12 protein-coding genes are annotated in these 18,474 nt (G+C 42.7%); all 12 read right to left on the bottom strand.

From position 1 onward, the window contains the following. Position 1 precedes the first annotated feature (1 nt). Entirely contained in the window at positions 2-1,558 is a 1,557-nt protein-coding gene (locus tag ACFSKL_RS03620) for an MGH1-like glycoside hydrolase domain-containing protein (protein WP_376883562.1), read from the bottom strand. Positions 1,559-1,575: 17 nt separating this feature from the next. Then, positions 1,576-2,766, bottom strand: a complete 1,191-nt coding sequence (locus ACFSKL_RS03615) for a glycoside hydrolase family 88/105 protein (protein ID WP_376883561.1) — start codon at positions 2,764-2,766, stop codon at positions 1,576-1,578. Between the two features lies 1 nt (position 2,767). Next, positions 2,768-5,230, bottom strand: coding sequence for a glycoside hydrolase family 95 protein (locus ACFSKL_RS03610; RefSeq protein ID WP_376883559.1), 2,463 nt, complete (start codon positions 5,228-5,230; stop codon positions 2,768-2,770). A gap of 11 nt (positions 5,231-5,241) precedes the next feature. Next, the gene (locus ACFSKL_RS03605) at positions 5,242-6,684 is read right to left on the bottom strand and encodes an alpha/beta hydrolase (protein ID WP_376883557.1); all 1,443 of its coding nucleotides are present in this window, start codon (positions 6,682-6,684) and stop codon (positions 5,242-5,244) included. Next, positions 6,681-7,829, bottom strand: a complete 1,149-nt coding sequence (locus tag ACFSKL_RS03600; protein ID WP_376883555.1) for a four-carbon acid sugar kinase family protein — start codon at positions 7,827-7,829, stop codon at positions 6,681-6,683. Before ACFSKL_RS03600 ends, ACFSKL_RS03605 begins: the two co-directional genes overlap by 4 nt. 118 nt (positions 7,830-7,947) lie before the next feature. Continuing rightward, entirely contained in the window at positions 7,948-8,991 is a 1,044-nt protein-coding gene (gene pdxA, locus ACFSKL_RS03595; RefSeq protein WP_376883553.1) for a 4-hydroxythreonine-4-phosphate dehydrogenase PdxA, read from the bottom strand. A 10-nt stretch (positions 8,992-9,001) separates the two neighbouring features. Continuing rightward, positions 9,002-10,147: an iron-containing alcohol dehydrogenase gene (locus ACFSKL_RS03590; RefSeq protein ID WP_376883551.1), complete on the bottom strand. Its 1,146-nt coding sequence runs from the start codon at positions 10,145-10,147 to the stop codon at positions 9,002-9,004. An 82-nt stretch (positions 10,148-10,229) separates the two neighbouring features. Then, complete coding sequence (locus tag ACFSKL_RS03585; protein WP_376883549.1) at positions 10,230-11,807, bottom strand: sodium:solute symporter family protein; 1,578 nt, start codon at positions 11,805-11,807, stop codon at positions 10,230-10,232. After that, positions 11,807-12,712: a dihydrodipicolinate synthase family protein gene (locus ACFSKL_RS03580; RefSeq protein ID WP_376883547.1), complete on the bottom strand. Its 906-nt coding sequence runs from the start codon at positions 12,710-12,712 to the stop codon at positions 11,807-11,809. Before ACFSKL_RS03580 ends, ACFSKL_RS03585 begins: the two co-directional genes overlap by 1 nt. Before the next feature lie 21 nt (positions 12,713-12,733). Then, positions 12,734-15,559 (bottom strand): alpha-L-rhamnosidase, encoded by a 2,826-nt coding sequence (locus ACFSKL_RS03575; protein ID WP_376883545.1) that lies wholly within the window; start codon positions 15,557-15,559, stop codon positions 12,734-12,736. A 10-nt stretch (positions 15,560-15,569) separates the two neighbouring features. Beyond that, entirely contained in the window at positions 15,570-17,426 is a 1,857-nt protein-coding gene (locus tag ACFSKL_RS03570; RefSeq protein ID WP_376883543.1) for a sialidase family protein, read from the bottom strand. Further along, entirely contained in the window at positions 17,419-18,408 is a 990-nt protein-coding gene (locus ACFSKL_RS03565; protein ID WP_376883541.1) for a glycoside hydrolase family 43 protein, read from the bottom strand. Before ACFSKL_RS03565 ends, ACFSKL_RS03570 begins: the two co-directional genes overlap by 8 nt. Positions 18,409-18,474: the final 66 nt, after the last annotated feature.

Raw genomic sequence — 18,474 nt, 5'->3', positions numbered from 1 at the left:
ATTATTTTGTCTTTTTTTCCACAAGGATTTTTTCCAATCTTTGGGAAGAAGCTATTTCTTCACCATTCTTCAATACCCTCAAGCCTTGTCCCAAATTGTATTTCTCGCCTGATTTGTCCCATATGATGGTCAAAATATCGCCTTGGTAGGCAACATTATCCAAGCAAAACCAATCCCATTTGTCTTCTGGAATAAGTGGATTGACTTCAATCTTGTCGTCAGCTCTTGGTCTCAAGCCTACCAATCCCGAGATCAGCATATCATTAAATGTGGAGTGGTTGTAGTAGCGACTTCTTTCCTGATCACCCTTTAGCCAAAAACCTGTTGTTTCATCCAGATATTCACCAATATAAGGCCTTCCTCTATAATATTGGGATTCAACATAGAGGTTGAACAGCTGGAAATAATCATTTTTCCCGACAACTTCTTGGGTATAATCATTGAGGACATTGGCCATCGCAGTCATGGTCTGGCTAGTGGCAAAAGGCCAGATTGCACCGTCCCATTCACAACTACAGCATCCATGCGATCGGAAATCAGGATGTCTGCACTCTGCCGTCGTCAGCCCAAAGGGCGCCAGAAATCCACCTTTGTCTTTCACCTGTTCCCAAGCAGCTTCATGGCCATTCTCTGGTAGGTTAAAGTACCAAGGAATAAATCCAATCGCTTCCCGTACACCTGCAAACTCCCCTTCTGGCGTCAAGGTCTCGAAAAACACAGATTCTGGATTCCATAGATTCTCCTCCACGAGCATTTTCATCGTATCCGCCTTGGCATTGAACAATGTCTGATCTTCAGGAATATCAAGCATCTGTGCGATTTTTGCCATTGCTTTTGCATTTCCATACATGTAGCTGTTGATAGTCGGGCGGGCATTTTGAACCCTTCTTCCTCCGCTCAAGGACTCTTCCATTCCATCTTTGACATCATGCTGCCAAAACAACCCTGATGGCAATCTCCTGTCTGCTTCCCAAGCAAAATACTCTTTACGCAAGTCTGGGTACATATCGACCAGAAAATCCCGGTCATTGTCAACCAAAAATTTGTTGTACAAAGCATCGGCTGTCCAGCTACTGAAAGAACGAAGTTTTGCCATAGGGCCACCTTCATTTCCCCTAAACCAAACATGGACATAGTCATGCAGATACTCCGGGTTGTGAAGCCATCTCGATTCGTAGATATGGTGACCCAATGCACAACTGATCATGTTGTATTCATCGGCATAGGGTCTATCAACAAGGAATTCAGTCATTACATAACCCTTGGGTGTTTCTTTGATGTGCTTTCTCAAAGACCACCATCTGTAGTAATAGATTTCTTGGAAATTTTGCTGTGGACATTCGAACAAAGGGATATTTTCTTCCATCCATTCCCAAGATTGTACATTTGGAATGGCTTGTTGGATATTTTCATCCTCCATGCTGTTGAAGTAATCAACGTGGAATTTAAAATCCTCCGCCTTCAATATGGCTGGCCCTTTGGGGTCGTCTGCTTTTTCTTGGCATGAGATAAATGAAAATGCGGCAATTAGCAGAAATACAGTTAGTCTAGAATTCATATTCAAACCTATGGATATTATTTGACTGATCTTTCATGCTCTATGCTGGCTATAATCGCCGGACCAGTTGCCTTTGGATCGTTGTCTTTGATGGGTTCGGAAATGTAATATTCAAAACTCCCATCCCTATTGTCTGGACCTCCTAGTCCTGCTACAACACACCCTTGGGAAACAGACACCATTCCATCCTCGTCCGTCTTGAAAAACTGGTTGACCATTCCTTCATATCCTTTTTTTGCTGTTGCCAAGTATGAATTGTCCAAGTATCCCAACCGAACCCCCTTGTACAGGAAATAAACAAACATGGCAGTCCCGGAAGATTCTAAATAATTCCCTTCTCTATCTCCCATATCCGTTACCTGATACCAAGTACCTGTTTTTTCATCCTGATGCATCTGGATTCCTTCTGCCACATTTCTGGCAATTGCGATCAATTCACTTCGGCCTGGATGGTCTTCTGGCAAGAAATCCAAAACATCCACGATCGCCATACCATACCAGCCAATACTCCTGCTCCAGAAATTTGCCGATAAACCTGTGGTCTTGTCTGCCCAAGGTTGTTCTTTGCTTTCATCCCAACCATGATACAATAGCTTCTTGTCAGGATTATATGCATGCTTCGCCATCAAAGTGATTTGGTTGACTACATCATCAAAATATTGAGGTTGACCAAACGCTACTGCATAAGCTGCCAAAAATGGAGATGCCATGTAGATACCGTCCAACCATTTTTGGTGTGGATACCGGAGTTTGTGCCAAAACCCTCCTTCGCTAGTCCTTGGATGGGATGCCATTTGGTGGATCAATGTATCCAAAGCTTTCAGGTAGCGTTCGTCCTTTGTTTCTTGATAAAGTGGAATCAAGAGTTTCCCAGCATTGATATTATCAATATTGTAGGATTTGAATTCGTAGGTATTGATATGTCCATCTTCGGAAATGACATTTTCCCCGAAAGCCTTGACAAAGTCAAAATACTTTTGCTCCCCTGTATATTCCCACATGTCCAACATGGACTTCCCAATCAATCCCTGATGGTATCCCCAGCGAGGATTTTCCGTCATCAATTGCGTGAACCGTTCTATATCAGACACTGCCAACTGCACAGACCAAGGTTTTTCTTCAGCAACAGTTTCTTCCGTTTTCTCGGTTTTAGTTTGGCAAGAAGCCAACACCAAGACTATTAATAGTATCGCGTTAGGTATTTTCATTTTATTTCCTAAAGAAAGTATAAGTCTGCCCTGCTTTTGTCTCAATATCATATTCCCAATACTTGGTCAAAGTCACTTCGTTGAGTTTTGCTTCCGGGGAAATCTGTGGTTCATTGATTGGAATGATATCGAATAGATGATTGGGATTTGATCCTTTGGCTTTGGACATTTTGAACCCCCGATCGTTTCGAAGCTGATCTGAAGTCCGCAAACGGAGATTCCCTCCTATCTTGGATTTCACGACCAACTTCTCCAGTTTATTTCCCTTCCAAGAAAGTTCTACTATTTCAAAAGCTCCCCTTGCTACCAAGCCTCCGATACTCCCAGCTTCCCATACCCTGGGCAAAGCAGGCAGCAAATGCACCGCACCATCATGGCTCTGCATCAGCATCTCGGCTATTCCCGCAGTACAGCCAAAGTTCCCATCAATCTGAAATGGAGGGTGTGCATCCAATAAATTTGGATAAGTCCCTCCTCCTTTTTTATCGGGAACAACCAATGACAACTGGTCTTGCAACAGTTTATAGGCATGGTTTCCATCAAGGAATCTTGCCCACAAATTCACCTTCCATCCCATCGACCAACCAGTAGAAGGGTCTCCCCTAAATATCAATGATGTTCTGGCAGCATCGAAAAGCTCTGGTGTGCGGATAGGTGAAATCTGATTGCTTGGAGCTACGCCATATAAATGTGAAACATGTCTATGTTGGTCTTTGGGATCATCCCAATCATGCATCCACTCCTGCAATTGACCATGTTTGCCGATTTGCATTGGAGGCATTCTTCTTTTTGCTTGATCCAATTCGACCGCAAATTCTTCGTCTATCCCGAGGATTTTCGAAGCTCTGCCCAAGTTCGAAAAAAGATCAAAAACCAATTGATTGTCTATGGTTACTCCTGCAGCTGTAGTCGCTTTTCCGCCACTTCCGGCATGGACATTTTCCGGAGAATTGGAAGGTGTCACTACCAGCCAATTGTTGGTTGGCTCTTCTATCATGAAATCAAGGAAAAACTCCGCTGCACCTTTCATCACAGGGTAAACTTCCCTCAAAAAATCTTTGTCACCAGTAAACAGGTACCGTTCCCAAAGGTGCTGGCTTACCCAAGCCCCAGCACTCGGCCACATACCCGAAGGTGCACGGTCCAAGGGTCCGGTAATTCTCCAAATGTCTGTGTTATGGTGAAGCACCCAACCTTTTGCACCGTATAGGGTCTCCGCTGCATCCTTGCCAGTTTCACTGACTTCCCTCACCAATTGTAAAAATGGCTCATGCATTTCAGTCAAATTCGTCACTTCGGCAGGCCAATAATTCATCTCAGCATTGATATTGACTGTGTATTTGCTATCCCATGAAGGGAAAAGTTTGTCATTCCAAATCCCTTGCAAATTGGCAGGCTGTCCACCTGGCTGCGAACTGCTGATCAGCAAGTATCTGCCAAACTGAAAATAGAGCGCCACCAAATGGGGATCATTTCCTTGGGCAAATGCAGCAACCCTTTCGTTGGTAGGTTTTGTTGATGCTTCGGTGATCCCCAAGTCTATATTCACCCGATCCATAAAGCTTCTGAAATATGCTACGTGGGCATTTTTGATCACATCGAAGTTTTTTGCAAAGGCATTTTCCAAATAATCCTTACTTCTCTTTACTTCATCACCAGAGATATCCTTGTAGTTGTTGAAATTTGTAGCAATGGAAACATAAACAATCACTTCGTCTGCGCCTTCGATTTGGATCACACCATCTTTGGCAATTTGCTTTCCCCCCACAAGTTTGGCTTTTACCCTTCCTTGAAATTTGACTCTACCGGGCTGTTTTTCATGCATGCTTGACACCCCAGAAATCAAAATCTCCCCATCCTCGGTAACTGCATCTGCATTGTCGTGTGGACTGTTTAATTGAAGTTGGCAGGTGATTTTCCCAGGCTGGTCTGCAGTCAATTTCATGATGATCACCTGATCAGCAAAAGCCGTCAAAGTTTCCCTTTTATAATTCACGCCATCCACATTGTATTGGACTGTGCTGACAGCATTTTCTATATCCAACTCCCTGTAGTAATCCGAATAGTTCGCATGGCCTGGAAAAGAAACAAACAAATCACCAAAGGTCTGGTAAGGCATTCCATGGTTGGTCTGGGACATGATTTCTTTGGTCGCCAAATCCTGCGCCTCAACATACTTCCCTTCGAAAATCAACTTTCTGACAATCGGTAAGGCATCCTTTGCCTTATCATGGATATTGTTGTTGGGAGAACCTCCCCAGAGTGTTTCTTCGTTCAGTTGGAGTCTTTCCATTGCAGGAGTACCAAACACCATGGCTCCCAACCTTCCGTTTCCCAAGGGCAATGCTTCATTCCAATTTGATGCTGGCTTGTCATACCAAAGTTTCAGTTTTTTATCCAACTCCTGCGCTGATGCACAAAAAGCCATGATGCTAACCAAAAATCCTAATACAATCTTCTTCATATTTTCTATTTTCATTCTTCATTCAAAATCCTGCTCAATGCTTCGATATTTTTGACCGCATGTTTGGGTAATTTTTCACCTTGCTCTCCAAATACTTTCAGCATTTTTTCATCCTCCACTTTGATAAAGGATTCATCATAAAAGCCACTTTCTTGCACTTTTGACCCCAAATCCAATTCTAAAAATCTCGCCATAAACTTATAAACAGCTGATCGTTTTGATAGACCATAATCATGTCCCTCTGCTTCGAAGTGAGCATTGAACAGCAAGCTATCCGCATTGTAAAATCCATAAGTTCGCTGGATAAAAGGGAGTTCCAAATCAGGGACGGTACGGGTCCAGTCTTTTCCATCTGATACGATCAACTGGGGCTTTGGAGCTGCCATGGCTGCAATTTCAGCATTGTTGGTTCGCTGTCCACAGAGGTGGAATGGTAAGCCACTTTCACAGGGACAGCCTCCTGAAAAATGGGAAGAAACCATCACAACTGGGGCTGTAACCTTGATTCTGTCATCGAGAGCAGTGAGCATTAGCGTCTGGGAACCGCCGCCAGAACCACCAGTGACTCCTACTTTTTCCTGATTTGACTCCGGAAGACTCAGCAAATAATCGAGCCATTTGATTCCCTGGATCAATTGCATCTTCGCCGCAATGCTTGTACGGTGATCTTCCGGTTGGTATTGTAAAAGTGATTCCCCCCAGGCAAACAAGTCATAACTGACTACCAATGCCCCCATGCTGGCAAGCTTGGCGTTTCTGATCTGCTGATCCTTGCCATAGCGGCCATTACCAAAATGGCCGTTGGGAGAGAGGATTACAGGATGGCTTTTTTTCTTGGTTCTGGAAGGTTTGTAAATGGACCCTGTCGAAAAAACCCCGGGGAAAATTTCAATCGCAATATTCTCTACAGTATATCCTTTGTAAGACCTGAAATTTGACTTGTAGCTATTTATGATGGGGTTTTCCAAAAGTCTGGGAAAATCAAGTGTTTCCAAAAAACATGCTTTGAGCAAGGATTTTCTTTCCTCCCAGCTGTTGGAATCATCATAGACACCTGAAAGCCTTTTCAATTGATTGCTGCCAAAATAAACTGAGTTTCTGGCATATTCATATTTCCGGACTTCGTATTCTTCTGGACCAACTTGATGAAATGTCAAATCAAATGGTGCCAAAACATGTATCAGTGATGATTCTATATTGGTCGGGTCTATTCTCCATTCTCCATACGAAAGGATAAGATCGGCAACCAACTCTGGTTTTGTTTTGATCGTTACTTCAAAAACCTCTTCTATCCGTTCCAAAACTTTGACTAAAGGAGAACTGTAATTATCGTCTGATGTTTGGGAAAGGACAATGGTATTCGGACCAATTATAAGAAGGGCAACCAAAGCGCTAATACCAAGCTTACGCCATAGAGTCCCTCCCAAAACAGTCCGATTCAGAAAGTAGCTCAAAACACAGATTTTGATTGGATCATATAATGCTTGATAGAATATGGCCAAGGGTAACTACCAGGTTTGATGGTGATTTTGAGATCATCTACATCGGTATTGAACCTCACCACACCTGGACACAGCTCTTCCAACACACGCATACTACCGATTCCAAGCTTATCAATGATCGCATAGGAAGTAGCCCCACCAGCGATCAACAATTCGTTGATTGATCCTTCATTGATCAATGCAATGACAGTATCCGAAAGCGCTTTTTTCAACTTTACAGGATCACCCTTTTCATCCTTATGTTCCTGGATGTACAGCAAAACACAGCCTGAATCTTTGATATTCTTCTTGGCTTCCTGTACATAGCTTTGGTAATCCATGCTCTGGTGCAAGCCCAGGCAAGTCAAGCCTTCCGCTTCCACCGCCAATATGAAATTTTTGTTGTATTCATGGGCACTTCCCAGTACCATGACCGTATTGCCCTTGAAAGGTATCTTTGCCCTGCTTTGTTTCTGTATCAATGTGGAATAGAATTGTGTTAAATAAGCTTCAAAAAAAGCACCACTACCGGCATGCAAGATCCCTTTAGGAGACCTTTCCAACCAATGATCCATATCTTCAAAACTCTGTGCATCGGGAATATTGATCCCGTCTTTTAGCTGGTCTACCAGATCACTTCCATAATGCACCAAGAATTTACTTGGCCCTATCAGGTCACGTACATTTGAAGAACCTATTGGATATTCGGGATCTTTGGAAAAGCTGGTTTGGGACAGGGAAATATCCTGCAGAAAATATTCTCCATGTTCAATCTTCCGATCCGTATAGGGATTGACAGGAATGAAAAGTACATTCTCTACGTCCATTTCATCACATATCTCCTCGATCTCTGCGGCAACATGCCCCCTAAAAACAGAATCCGCTTTCTTGAAAAGGCCGGAAAAACCAACCTCCTTCAATTGCTGGATTAAAGTCTTGACCTCTTTTCTGGCATCTGCCTCCGACATGGACCGTGTATCTGTAGCAATCACGGTTACACCCTCTTTTGGCGTACAAAAACCTATTGAAAAAGAAACCGGGATTTCCAATCTTGAACAAATCCCTGCCAACTCTGCCGCTCCTGACATATCATCAGCTATCACTACAACTTTTTCCAAAATTCAATTATTTATTTGTTAACATTAATTTCTTATCATCGTGTATTGATCGACGAACATCTACTTATACTATAGGCTATTATCAATCAAACTAGATGTTAAAAATAACCCATAAACCTTAAATATCCTTGCTCTTGTCCATTCTATTTATTGCCATTGGGATTGCATATTCGATTGCCAAATCCAGCGCATCCTCAGAAGCGATCCCTTTACCCGCAATCTCAAAGGCTGTTCCGTGATCCACAGAAGTCCTGATGATCGGTAATCCCAATGTAATATTCACCCCTTTTACACTTTCCATCTTCTGGTTTTCATTGTCCCATTTGAAACCAATCATCTTGAATGGGATGTGGCCCTGATCATGGTACATTGCCACACAACCGTCATAATATCCCTGTACTGCTTTTGCAAACATCGTGTCTGGAGGAATCGGTCCTTCTGCCAAATATCCTTGTTCAACAGCCTCTTTGACCGCAGGCAAAATCTCCTGGTCATCTTCTGTCCCAAACAAGCCACCGTCACCGGCATGTGGATTCAAACCAGCCACGCCAATTTTTGGTTTTTCAATCCCAAATTGTACACAGGCATTGTGCAAAAGCCGAATGACATCCACTACCCTGTCTTTCTTGATCATATCGCAGGCTTGTCGCAAAGCCACATGCGTCGTCACATGGATTACCCGAAGGTTCTTTTCCACCAGAAGCATTGCGAATTTTTTCGTATCGGTATAATCCGCATAAATCTCGGTATGCCCTGAATAATGATGTCCCGCCAAATTGATCGACTCTTTGTTGATCGGTGCAGTCACAGTGGCATCCACCTCATTGGCCAATGCCAGATGGATGGCTTTCACAACAGACTCAAAAGCCGCTTTCCCAGCCATGGCAGAGACTTTCCCCAATTCCAATTGACCCAATTCGACATTGTCCAAATCAAAAACATCAATGCTGCCATATTCAAAAACAGCATCATCAACTTTGGCTATGACATTAACCTTCAGCGAACTGCCCAACTTTTCCACTGCGTCCTGAATTGTATCTGCATCTCCTACCACCAAAGGTTTGCACGTATTATAAAGCGCTTTTTTGGAAAAACTCTTTACAATAATTTCCGGTCCAATTCCTGCCGGATCCCCCATGGTAACTGCTATTTTTGGTATCATTTTCTAATCTTTAGAGTAATCTTTTGTAAATTTCCTCGGCATCACTATGGGTCATTTCCCGAGGATTATTGTCCAATAACCTTTTTACCTTCATTCCCAACGTAGCCAACATGTCTATATCTTCCACCTTTACACCCAGGTCTTGAAGACTTTGCATAACCCCACAGGATTTCACCAACTCCTTGACTTTTTCCACTCCCTTTCTGGCTGTTTCGAAGTCCGAAGAACCTGCTTTTACCCCCAAGGCCAATGCCATTTGGGCATGCTTTGGGATATCCGAACTGATATTGAATGACAACACTTCCGGAAGCAAGATGGCATTTGCCAAGCCATGTGGCACATGGAACTTTCCGCCCAAAGGATAAGAAAGCGCATGGACCGCAGCAGTATTGACAGGACCAAGACACATTCCCCCATACATGCTCCCAAGAGCTACTGCAGATCTTGCTTCAATATCACTAGGATCTTCCAATGTCTTCAGGACATTCTTACTAATCAATTCTATTCCTTTCAAAGCAAAGCTGTCTATCATCGGATGGCTGTGCTTGTTGGTAAAAGCTTCCATGCAGTGGGACAAGGCATCTATACTCGTCTCGGCTGTAATTTTCCTCGGCAATCCCAATGTCAAAACCGGATCGATATAGCTGGCATCCGGCATCAAAAATGGACTGATGATACCCTTTTTCTCCAAGGTAGTTTCATCCAAAAGAATCGAGTTGGGCGAAACCTCGCTTCCAGTACCCGAAGTAGTAGGCAAGCAAATCAAAGCAGTATTTCGCTCTGTCAACAGATCCCTTCCAATCACCTCTTCCAAAGTCTGGGTATTGGATTTCATGGCGGCCAATATTTTCGCCAAATCCAGGACACTTCCGCCACCAATCCCCACTATGAGATCAGGGTTGAACTCCCTGACTTTTTCAAGGTAAAAATTATAATGTTCGGTATTCGGCTCTCCAGATTTATAAACTTCATAAGCGACAGTTCTATCATTACTGCCCAAGTCATTTATTACAGGTTGTAATTTTTCCTGAAGTGCAGATACACTCAAAACCCAAACCCTTCGATAACTGCTGGACTTGAGATCTTCAATGAAGTTCTGAAGAGCACCTGCACCGAAAACAAGTTTCTTGGGTTGATATAAAGTAATTGAATTCATATGTATGTAATTGCTTTTCATCGGTCATATGGAATACCTTGCTTATGATTTCCCTGTGTGAGAAACATAGCTTATGGGCATTTCATGAAGATTTTTTAAGTTTCATATTTCTATTTTTAAAATAGCCGTGTATCGTCAAGCTATCCGGGACTTTTGGGCTTTTGAAGAAGCGGCTGGCAATGTATCCTACTATCAGTACTATCAAATGGCTATAAACTCCCAACATATATTTATGATGTGGGAAATTGTATGATCTCAAATCGAGGAGCAATTTCTTTTCCCCACCAAAACTCAAAGGTGTGGAAGTCAGAAATGCATAGGTTGTAAAAAGGATACAAACAATAATCCCGACGGTGACACCGCTGTTGTTGGCACTTCTGCTGAACAAAGCCAAAAGAAAGATCCCAACTATCCCTGCCGAGAAAATGGCATACAGCTCAAACACGGCTCCAAGTACTCCTTCACCCTCCCAAAACACATAAAGAACCGCCACCAAAACAGAAGCTAAGCCTGCTACCAAAACCAAAAACCTTCCGACCCAAAGCCTTTGTTGCGTGGTACTTTTGGGATTGAATCTGGTGTAAAAATCCTCTACCCCAACAGCTGCTAGGCAATTCATATCCGAATCCAAACTGGAAATCGCCGCTGCGGCAATTGCCGAAATCACCAATCCGGTAACACCCACAGGGAGTTGCGTCATGATGAAATAAGGGAATACTTCATCTACACTCATTTCTGAAGGAAGGACATTGTTTGGCAATTGGTAAAAGACAAAGAGCAAAGAGCCAATCAGCATAAAAACAGTCCAAACAGGAACGCTTAAAAACACTCCCATGTAGGCTGCTCTTTTGGCTTCCTTGTCATTTTGCGCAGTCAAATACCGCTGGACGATCGTCTGATCCGTAGCATATTTCTGGATTGCATAGAACACACCGTTCAAAGCCATTACGATGAATGTCAACTGACCCAAATCCATATCATATGGTCCAAATCCAATCTTTTTCAATGAAATCGCTTCGCCAATGGCTTCCACTGGTCCTACCTCTGGTGCGGGATAAAGGAGAATAAACAAGCAAAACAACCCACCACCAATCAACAAAAAACCTTGGATCACATCCATCCAAATCACCGCCTCAATTCCTCCCAGATATGTCAGAATGATGATCGATACCCCCAAGGTCCCGATCACGATGAAAATATCTACCTGTAACATGCTACTCAATGCAAGACTCACCAAATACAGCACCGTTCCCATTTTAGAGAAATGCATAAATACAAATGCCAAAGAGCTGTATAATCTCGGAAATACGCCAAATCTTTTTTCAAAATACTCGTAGGTACTCAGGCCAATGACTTTTCTGAACAAAGGCACAATCACCCAAATCATCATCACAAGTACCACAGGCACCATCAAGCCCTGAACCAACAAAATCCAATTTGATTTGTAAGCGGCACTTGGATAGGCCAAAAATGTCACACTACTGATCAGGGTTGCGAAAATGGACATACCGATTGCCCAAGAGGGGATTCTTCCACTCCCGGCAAAATAATTCTCACTGCTTTTCTGTCTTTTGGAGAAGTACACCCCCATGTAGATGGTTCCCAAAATAGACAGGAGAATTATCGCATAATCCAATATTTGCAAACCTGTTTGCTCCATTAAAATTTCAGTTCAAGGTTTTTCCAATTTGACAATATCTCCGTACACAAGTTATCCTCCAAAGTTGTCAAAGGAGGTTTCATAAATGTTTGGCACAATCCCCTTTCCAACATCAACAGCTTCAATGCAGCCAATGATTGCCCCAAGGTCTTTCCCCCTTGATAGACTTTAGCCACTTCGTCAGTAATTGACTGCCATTCCATCGCTTTCTCCCAATTGTTTTGTCCGATTTCAGTCATCATTTCTTTATAAAAAGATGGGACAAGATTTCCAGTGCTTGGAACAATCCCATCTGCACCCAAAGACAAACTGTCAACAGATTTGGCTCCCCAGCCACAGAAATATGAGAAATCCTCCCGCTCCTTAAACAAGGAAATGCAGGTTTTCAACCGCTCTTCATCCCTTTCAGAATCCTTGAGGCCAAGAATATGATCGTGTTGGCTCAATGTTTCAACAACAGGAATCGGAATAGACATTTGGGTAGTAGCTTTGATGTTGTAGACAATCAAATCGCCCTGGATGGCATCAGCCAAATTGATGAAGTGAGCTGTCATTTGGGATGCTGTCAAAACATAATATCCCGGCAGTGTCGCAACAATCGCATCAGCTCCCTGATCGAGAAAAGCCTTTCCATAATCCACCTGCTGCTCAAAGCAATTGCTTACGACTCCGGCATAAACCTTCTGATGCTTTCCCTTCGCTGCAACTGTCTCTTCCAACATCTCCATGCTTTCAGCTTTGGTAAAAGAGGAAGATTCGCCGGTAGTTCCCAATACCAATGGTGAGATGTCATTCTTGGCAAACTCCTCCATTATTCGGACAACGGCTTCCACATCGATTTGTCCCTGCTTTGTAAGCGGGGTAACCATGGGTACTACTACTCCTCTATATCTTTTCTCAATCATTTTCTTTCTAATTCTTTTCCACTATTCTGTTCCATTGATGATGGTATAGCTCCCTGAATTCAACAGAAACTCCACCTTCCCCTCTATCTCTTTGAAATTGGAAATCCATTTGGAATCCTGCAATTTTTCACCGTTGATTGTTGTTTTATCTTTATTGGAAATTGGTAAAACAACTGTGCTGCTGCTATTGGCAGGGATCTCAAAATCGAACTTTATTTGCTGCTCCGATTTTTCCCAAGAAGATCGGATTCTTCCGTAAGGGGATCTTGTTTTGGCAGCTACATGCGTTAGGTCACCGACCAACTCTGGCTTGAGATAAAAATGCTTGAACCCTGGTGCGTTTTCATCCACAGTAATTCCAGCCAAACTTTGGAAAAACCATTCTTCAATCTGACCCATCATAAAATGGTTCCAAGAATTTCCCTTGCGTGGATCCCATTGTTCCGTAAGGGTAGTCAAGCCAAATTGAATCTGGAAACCGTAACCGGGAGTTTCATAATGGTTGTGCATGTCAAACATGACTTCATTGAGATCATTTCTCGCCAAGGTTTGGTAGAGGTACCTATTTCCAACATCGCCTGTCGACAATTTCCCATCTCTTTCTGCTATTGCCAAAAGTAGATTCTCCAAAACGTCTTTTTTGTACTGCTCATCAACTATCCCCAAGAAAACCGGAATGGCATTGGCATATTGGCTTTCAGACTGGTATTGTTTGGTTTCTACATCAAAAAACTCTCTGTTGAAAGCCTCTCCAATCTCTTTTTGAAGGGTTGAATATTTTTCAAAATCATCTTGATATCCCAACAATGCTGCTGTTTTTGCTAAAGTTTTCACACCAAAATAATAGTGTGCCGTTGCAGAAAGGGCTATTGGGCTATTTTTGGCATATCCAGCTGCGTGATCACCATAGTCATACCAATCTCCCAAACCATGTGAGAGTATCAAATCCGAAGACATGGAAGTCAAATACTCTGTGTAATGCTTCATGGCATCAAAATGCTTTCTCAGCAATCGATCATCCCCATAAAATTCGTAATACATCCATGGAAGAATAATCACCGCAACGCCCCACTCTGGAGAATCGGTAAAATCACCTCCAAACTCCACATATTCCGGTGCAATGTTAGGCACCAATCCACTTACATGTTGGGCATCCTCCATGTCTTGCATGATTTTGGGAATCAGTCCCGACAAATCATAATTGAAAAACAAGCCCGGTCCATTCAAATGCGTCTCTTCCAACCAGCCTAATTTTTCACGGTGTGGACAGTCCGTGAAAACTGCCTGCATGTTACTTTTGACCGCATTGTTGATCAGCAAATGGGTTTGGTTGAAAATGTCGTTGGAGCTTTCAAAATCACCAATTTCTGGCACGTCATTATAAATATATTTTGCTTTGACCTCAGTCAGTGTTGGCCAATCTTTTAGTACTGGTTTTCCAGGAAGATTGGTTTCCTCGATTTGGATATATTGGAATCCGTAATAGCTGAATTTTGGTTGCCAAGCTTCTTCTCCATCACCTTTCAAAGTATATTCATAGTAATGGGGACCACCGGATCTTTTTTGACCAACAGTACCATCTGAGTTCAAATGCTCTCCCACATAAAGTCTTACTTTCTGACCTTTCTCACCTTTGACTTTAATACTTGGAAAACCAGAGATATTCTGTCCCATGTCCAAGACAAAATTTCCTGCAACAGGTTCTTCAATTGACTTGATATCAAACGCTTTCTGAATCTTGACAGCTGATGCCAATTGGGGTCTCAATCTTCCACTGGGTCCCTTTTGGATTACAACAGGCTTCCATCCGGAATCATCAAAACCCGGCATATCCCAACCATCTTGTTCTAAATTAGCATCATAATCTTCCCCACCAAAGATGCAATTGAATACAATTGGACTGGATTCATACTTCCAACTTTCATCAGATTTCAGTTCTTCGGTCGTACCGTCACCATAGTGTAGCTTCAACTTCATCATCAATGTCGGAGGACCGAAACTCACCAAGAATTTGGTATACCTATCACCGGAGACATTGTACATTCCATTTCCCAAAATTACCCCCAAGGCATTTTCTCCTTGATTGATATTTTCAGTCACATCATAGGTATTGAAATAGACAGTCTTGTCATAATCCGACCAGAGTGGGGCAAATTCACTGTTTCCGATTTTCTGGCCATTGATGCTGAATTCATAATGCCCCAATCCACTGATATGAACGGTCGCTTTCTCTATTTTTCTCTCTACTTTGATAGAGTTTCTCAAAAGAATGCTCCTTTTTGCCAAGTCTTCCACTTCAGCCCAAAGCGCTTTGTTTTCTTCCTTGCGCATCAATGGTTGGTGGAAATTTCTATTGCCAATCGGAAGTCTTGAATCTTCTTCGGTAATAGCCCCTATCCATTTTCCGTCCATGGACTCTGGTTCAAACTCAAAAAATGCTGGCTTTCCCCAGCTTGTTTCCTTTTCGTTTTGATCCCAAACCTTGACATTCCAATACAGGCGCTCTTCATGCTTGTTGATATTTTTGTCAAGGGAAATCAATTGGCTTTGAGAGGAATTCACGATTCCTGAATCCCAAAGATCCCCTTTGCCTTGTGCGGCTAGTTTTTCAGTAGAAGCAATTACGATCTGGTAAGCGGACTGGATAGTACCAGGATCTTGTGAGGTAATTTCCCAGCCAAGCTTCAGTTCTTCATCAACAGAAATTCCAACGGGGTTTTCTATCCAGTTTGCGGTCTTTCGGCTGATTTCCACAGCAGGGCTGCTGCAACTGCCTATAACCAGCAAAAGCATCATGAAGCTAAAAGCTACCCCAACCGAAGAATTATATGTTACTCTTTTTCCCACAGAAACTGATTTAATTCCCCTGACTCGTTTGAATTGATTTTATCCTAAAAACAGCTTCTTTGACCATTTCACCTGCATTTTCCAAATCATAATCCTGATCTGCCGGAGTATCCGGAGTTGGGAAATGCTTTTGGTCGCCAGTTCTGAACATCACCCTTTCCAGGCTTCCAACCGGAGCATGAAACAACCTCATCCCCTTATCCACCCCATTTACTGCAACTGTATAGGATCTGGAATCCACATCTATTTCCAGTTCAATTTTGTAAGCCTTCCCAACTTCGTAGGATTGAATATTTCGGAATCTTGCTCCGGATTTACTTTTGAAATTTCCATCTTCATCAAAAATCAACCTGATGGCCGGCAATCCCCTTTCATCCTGAAATTCAATCTGCAAAAGCCCATTGTCATTTTGCTCTGGCTTGATTTCAAATACAGCCTTTAGCTTTTTGGATTCCGGAATTACCCGTTCTACCCTAGCATAATCAAATGGATCTTTATCCCTCAATGTCAGCCATTTTTCACCTTGCCCATCTTCCTCTATCCGTGAAGAAGCCCAAAGCAGATTATATACATTCCACTGATCCAACTCCTTACCTGCTTCCATTTGGTCAAACACCTCATTTGGATGGGTGTCAACTTTATCTACTACAGGTGCGGGAATAGAAGCTACCCAGATATCCTCTTTGTTCATGCTATATGTCACCCAAATCCTGCCATCACTTGGATCACCATTTCCTTCCAAAATCCCCCTCACATATTGTGGCCCGTAAGATTTGTAATTCCCTCCATAACGCATAGGGGTAATCTCACCGTGCACAAGCAACAAATCTGTATAATTCAACCCATCATCACTGTTGGAAATAGCCAGAGGCCATCTGTATTCAGAGGGGTTATAGATCGTTGCAAATCTTCCATCAGGAGTTCTCTGCCCCCAAATCTTTGCATTTCCATTGATGAAACCAGGAGCTCTTGTTGGTGTGTATTCCCAATTCTTACCGCCATCCTTGCTGATGGAAGTCAAGGCGTGTTTCCACAAGCCAACCACATTTCCATTATCCAAGTGATAGTAGCTAAATGCCTTGTATTGCTTCTTCAATGGAATCAAAGGATCATCACGATCTGCTTCTTCCACCCACTGCATCATCATCAGGGGGTCTGACAAGATCTCGTCACAAGCTTTGACGAAGCCTTTGTCTTTGCTAGATTTGTAAAAAGGAAATTCCGAGAGTTTTTTGTTCCAAGAGGAATTGTATCTGATAAAATGAATGGGACCAAAGCTACCATCCTTGTGGATTTCCCGGACAACCCGACCGATACCCAAACCGTCATTCGGATGGTCTTTTTCATCAATCGCAATCCCGTAATATCCCAAAGCCAATAACCTTCCCTGCTTGGATACATAAAAACCAACACGCTGGTGCATGATGGCATCAGCATCTTTGGTTTCCCCTTCTACTCCGGGTTTGGTCAACCCATCCGGAACTTTATAGATCGGGAAAAGTACTTTTGGTTTGGACCATTCTTTCCCATCCTTAGAGCTTAGCAGTAAAGTATGGTTTGGCGGAATATGCTCTCCAACAGAATCACTGATATAGCTGACATAAAAAGTATCATTCCAATGTGCTATCATCGAGGCATGATTATAAGTCCAGCCAAATCCATCAGCCAATTCGGGATGTTGTCTATTGGCCCTGAGTATTTGGGTAGCATGTACACCAACCGCAGGTCTAAGGTTACCATGGTGGTAGTCGATATTGGAAATCATCTTTCCTGTGTAGTGCACCGTATCTTGGGCTTTCAAATCCCCAAGACTGAAAACCAGCAAGCATATGACCAGAACAGAAGAAATCGAAAAAGGTTTATTCATTATCGGTTGTGGTTATCTTGGAGTTTTCTTTTAGGTTTTTCAATATTTCTTTGGAAATCGTGGTGATCGTTCCATGCTTGTGTCCTTTTGGGAAAGATAAATTTTCGCCAATTTCAGTAAATTCTTTAAAGTCCTTGGTGGTTACGGCAGAATAGGATTTATCCCCATAACTATCATAATAGATAATCCATTCACCATCTTTCTGGATGACAGTTGGTCCTTCGGTCAAAAAACCTGTATAAGGATCCGATACATTTTCGTAAGGACCGATTGGACTTTTTCCAAAAGCTACCTTGAGGTTGCGCATTGGTCTGGTATTGTCTTTCAATACAAGCACATAATCATCCGAATCCCTTTTGACTATAACTGCATCGATGATGCTGAATCCCGGATCTATAAAGAGTTTGGTTTCGCTAAAATCCTTGAAGTCCTTGGTCGTCAAATAATACATCCGGTGGTTATTGTCTTCGGCCTCTTCGCCCTTTTCAAACCGAAATGGAATCGTCGAAGCCCAAAAAACTATAAACTGCTCCTGCTCATCATCGTAAAAGATTTCCGGTGCCCAAACATTGACTACAGTAGGTTCATGTTCCATGGCAGGAATGAATTGCTGGGGTGACCAGTTGACAAAATCCTTGGTGCTGGCATATCCAAAGCCATTTCCTCCCTTCCAATCTGTAGTCCATACCATATGATAGGTACCATCCGGGCCTTTTGCCACAGAAGGATCTCGCATGATCTTGCTTTCTCCAACTTCGGCTGGCAGAAAAGTCCCACCCAAATCTTCCCATCGATAGCCATCAAGGCTGTATGCCAAGAAGAGGCCTTCATTTTTCGGCTCCCTAAAAGTGGTGAACAGGTAAATCTCTTCCTCCTTCACTTCTTCTTTTGAAGACACATCACTTACCTTTGAATTGCAGGAAAGTATGCCCAAAGAAAAACAGATCACCAGGACCAAGAATACGCAGTTGTTAAATTTCATTATTTTGGATTTAAAATCTTTGTCATGTCACCTGAAATAAGGGGAGAAACCCCCTCTTTTCTCATC

The sequence above is a fragment of the Belliella marina genome (assembly GCF_042682445.1).
Taxonomy (GTDB): Bacteria; Bacteroidota; Bacteroidia; order Cytophagales; family Cyclobacteriaceae; genus Belliella; species Belliella marina.
The sequence above is the reverse complement of the archived record's forward strand: the minus strand, read 5'-3'. Positions and strand labels throughout refer to the sequence as shown.

Excerpts from the sequence above, each read along its gene's own strand:
- ACFSKL_RS03620 (WP_376883562.1), bottom strand. The coding sequence starts at position 1,558 with ATGAATTCTAGACTAACTGTATTTCTGCTAATTGCCGCATTTTCATTT.
- ACFSKL_RS03615 (WP_376883561.1), bottom strand. The coding sequence starts at position 2,766 with ATGAAAATACCTAACGCGATACTATTAATAGTCTTGGTGTTGGCTTCT.
- ACFSKL_RS03610 (WP_376883559.1), bottom strand. The coding sequence starts at position 5,230 with ATGAAGAAGATTGTATTAGGATTTTTGGTTAGCATCATGGCTTTTTGT.
- pdxA (WP_376883553.1), bottom strand. The coding sequence starts at position 8,991 with ATGATACCAAAAATAGCAGTTACCATGGGGGATCCGGCAGGAATTGGA.
- ACFSKL_RS03590 (WP_376883551.1), bottom strand. The coding sequence starts at position 10,147 with ATGAATTCAATTACTTTATATCAACCCAAGAAACTTGTTTTCGGTGCA.
- ACFSKL_RS03585 (WP_376883549.1), bottom strand. The coding sequence starts at position 11,807 with ATGGAGCAAACAGGTTTGCAAATATTGGATTATGCGATAATTCTCCTG.
- ACFSKL_RS03580 (WP_376883547.1), bottom strand. The coding sequence starts at position 12,712 with ATGATTGAGAAAAGATATAGAGGAGTAGTAGTACCCATGGTTACCCCG.
- ACFSKL_RS03570 (WP_376883543.1), bottom strand. The coding sequence starts at position 17,426 with ATGAATAAACCTTTTTCGATTTCTTCTGTTCTGGTCATATGCTTGCTG.
- ACFSKL_RS03565 (WP_376883541.1), bottom strand. The coding sequence starts at position 18,408 with ATGAAATTTAACAACTGCGTATTCTTGGTCCTGGTGATCTGTTTTTCT.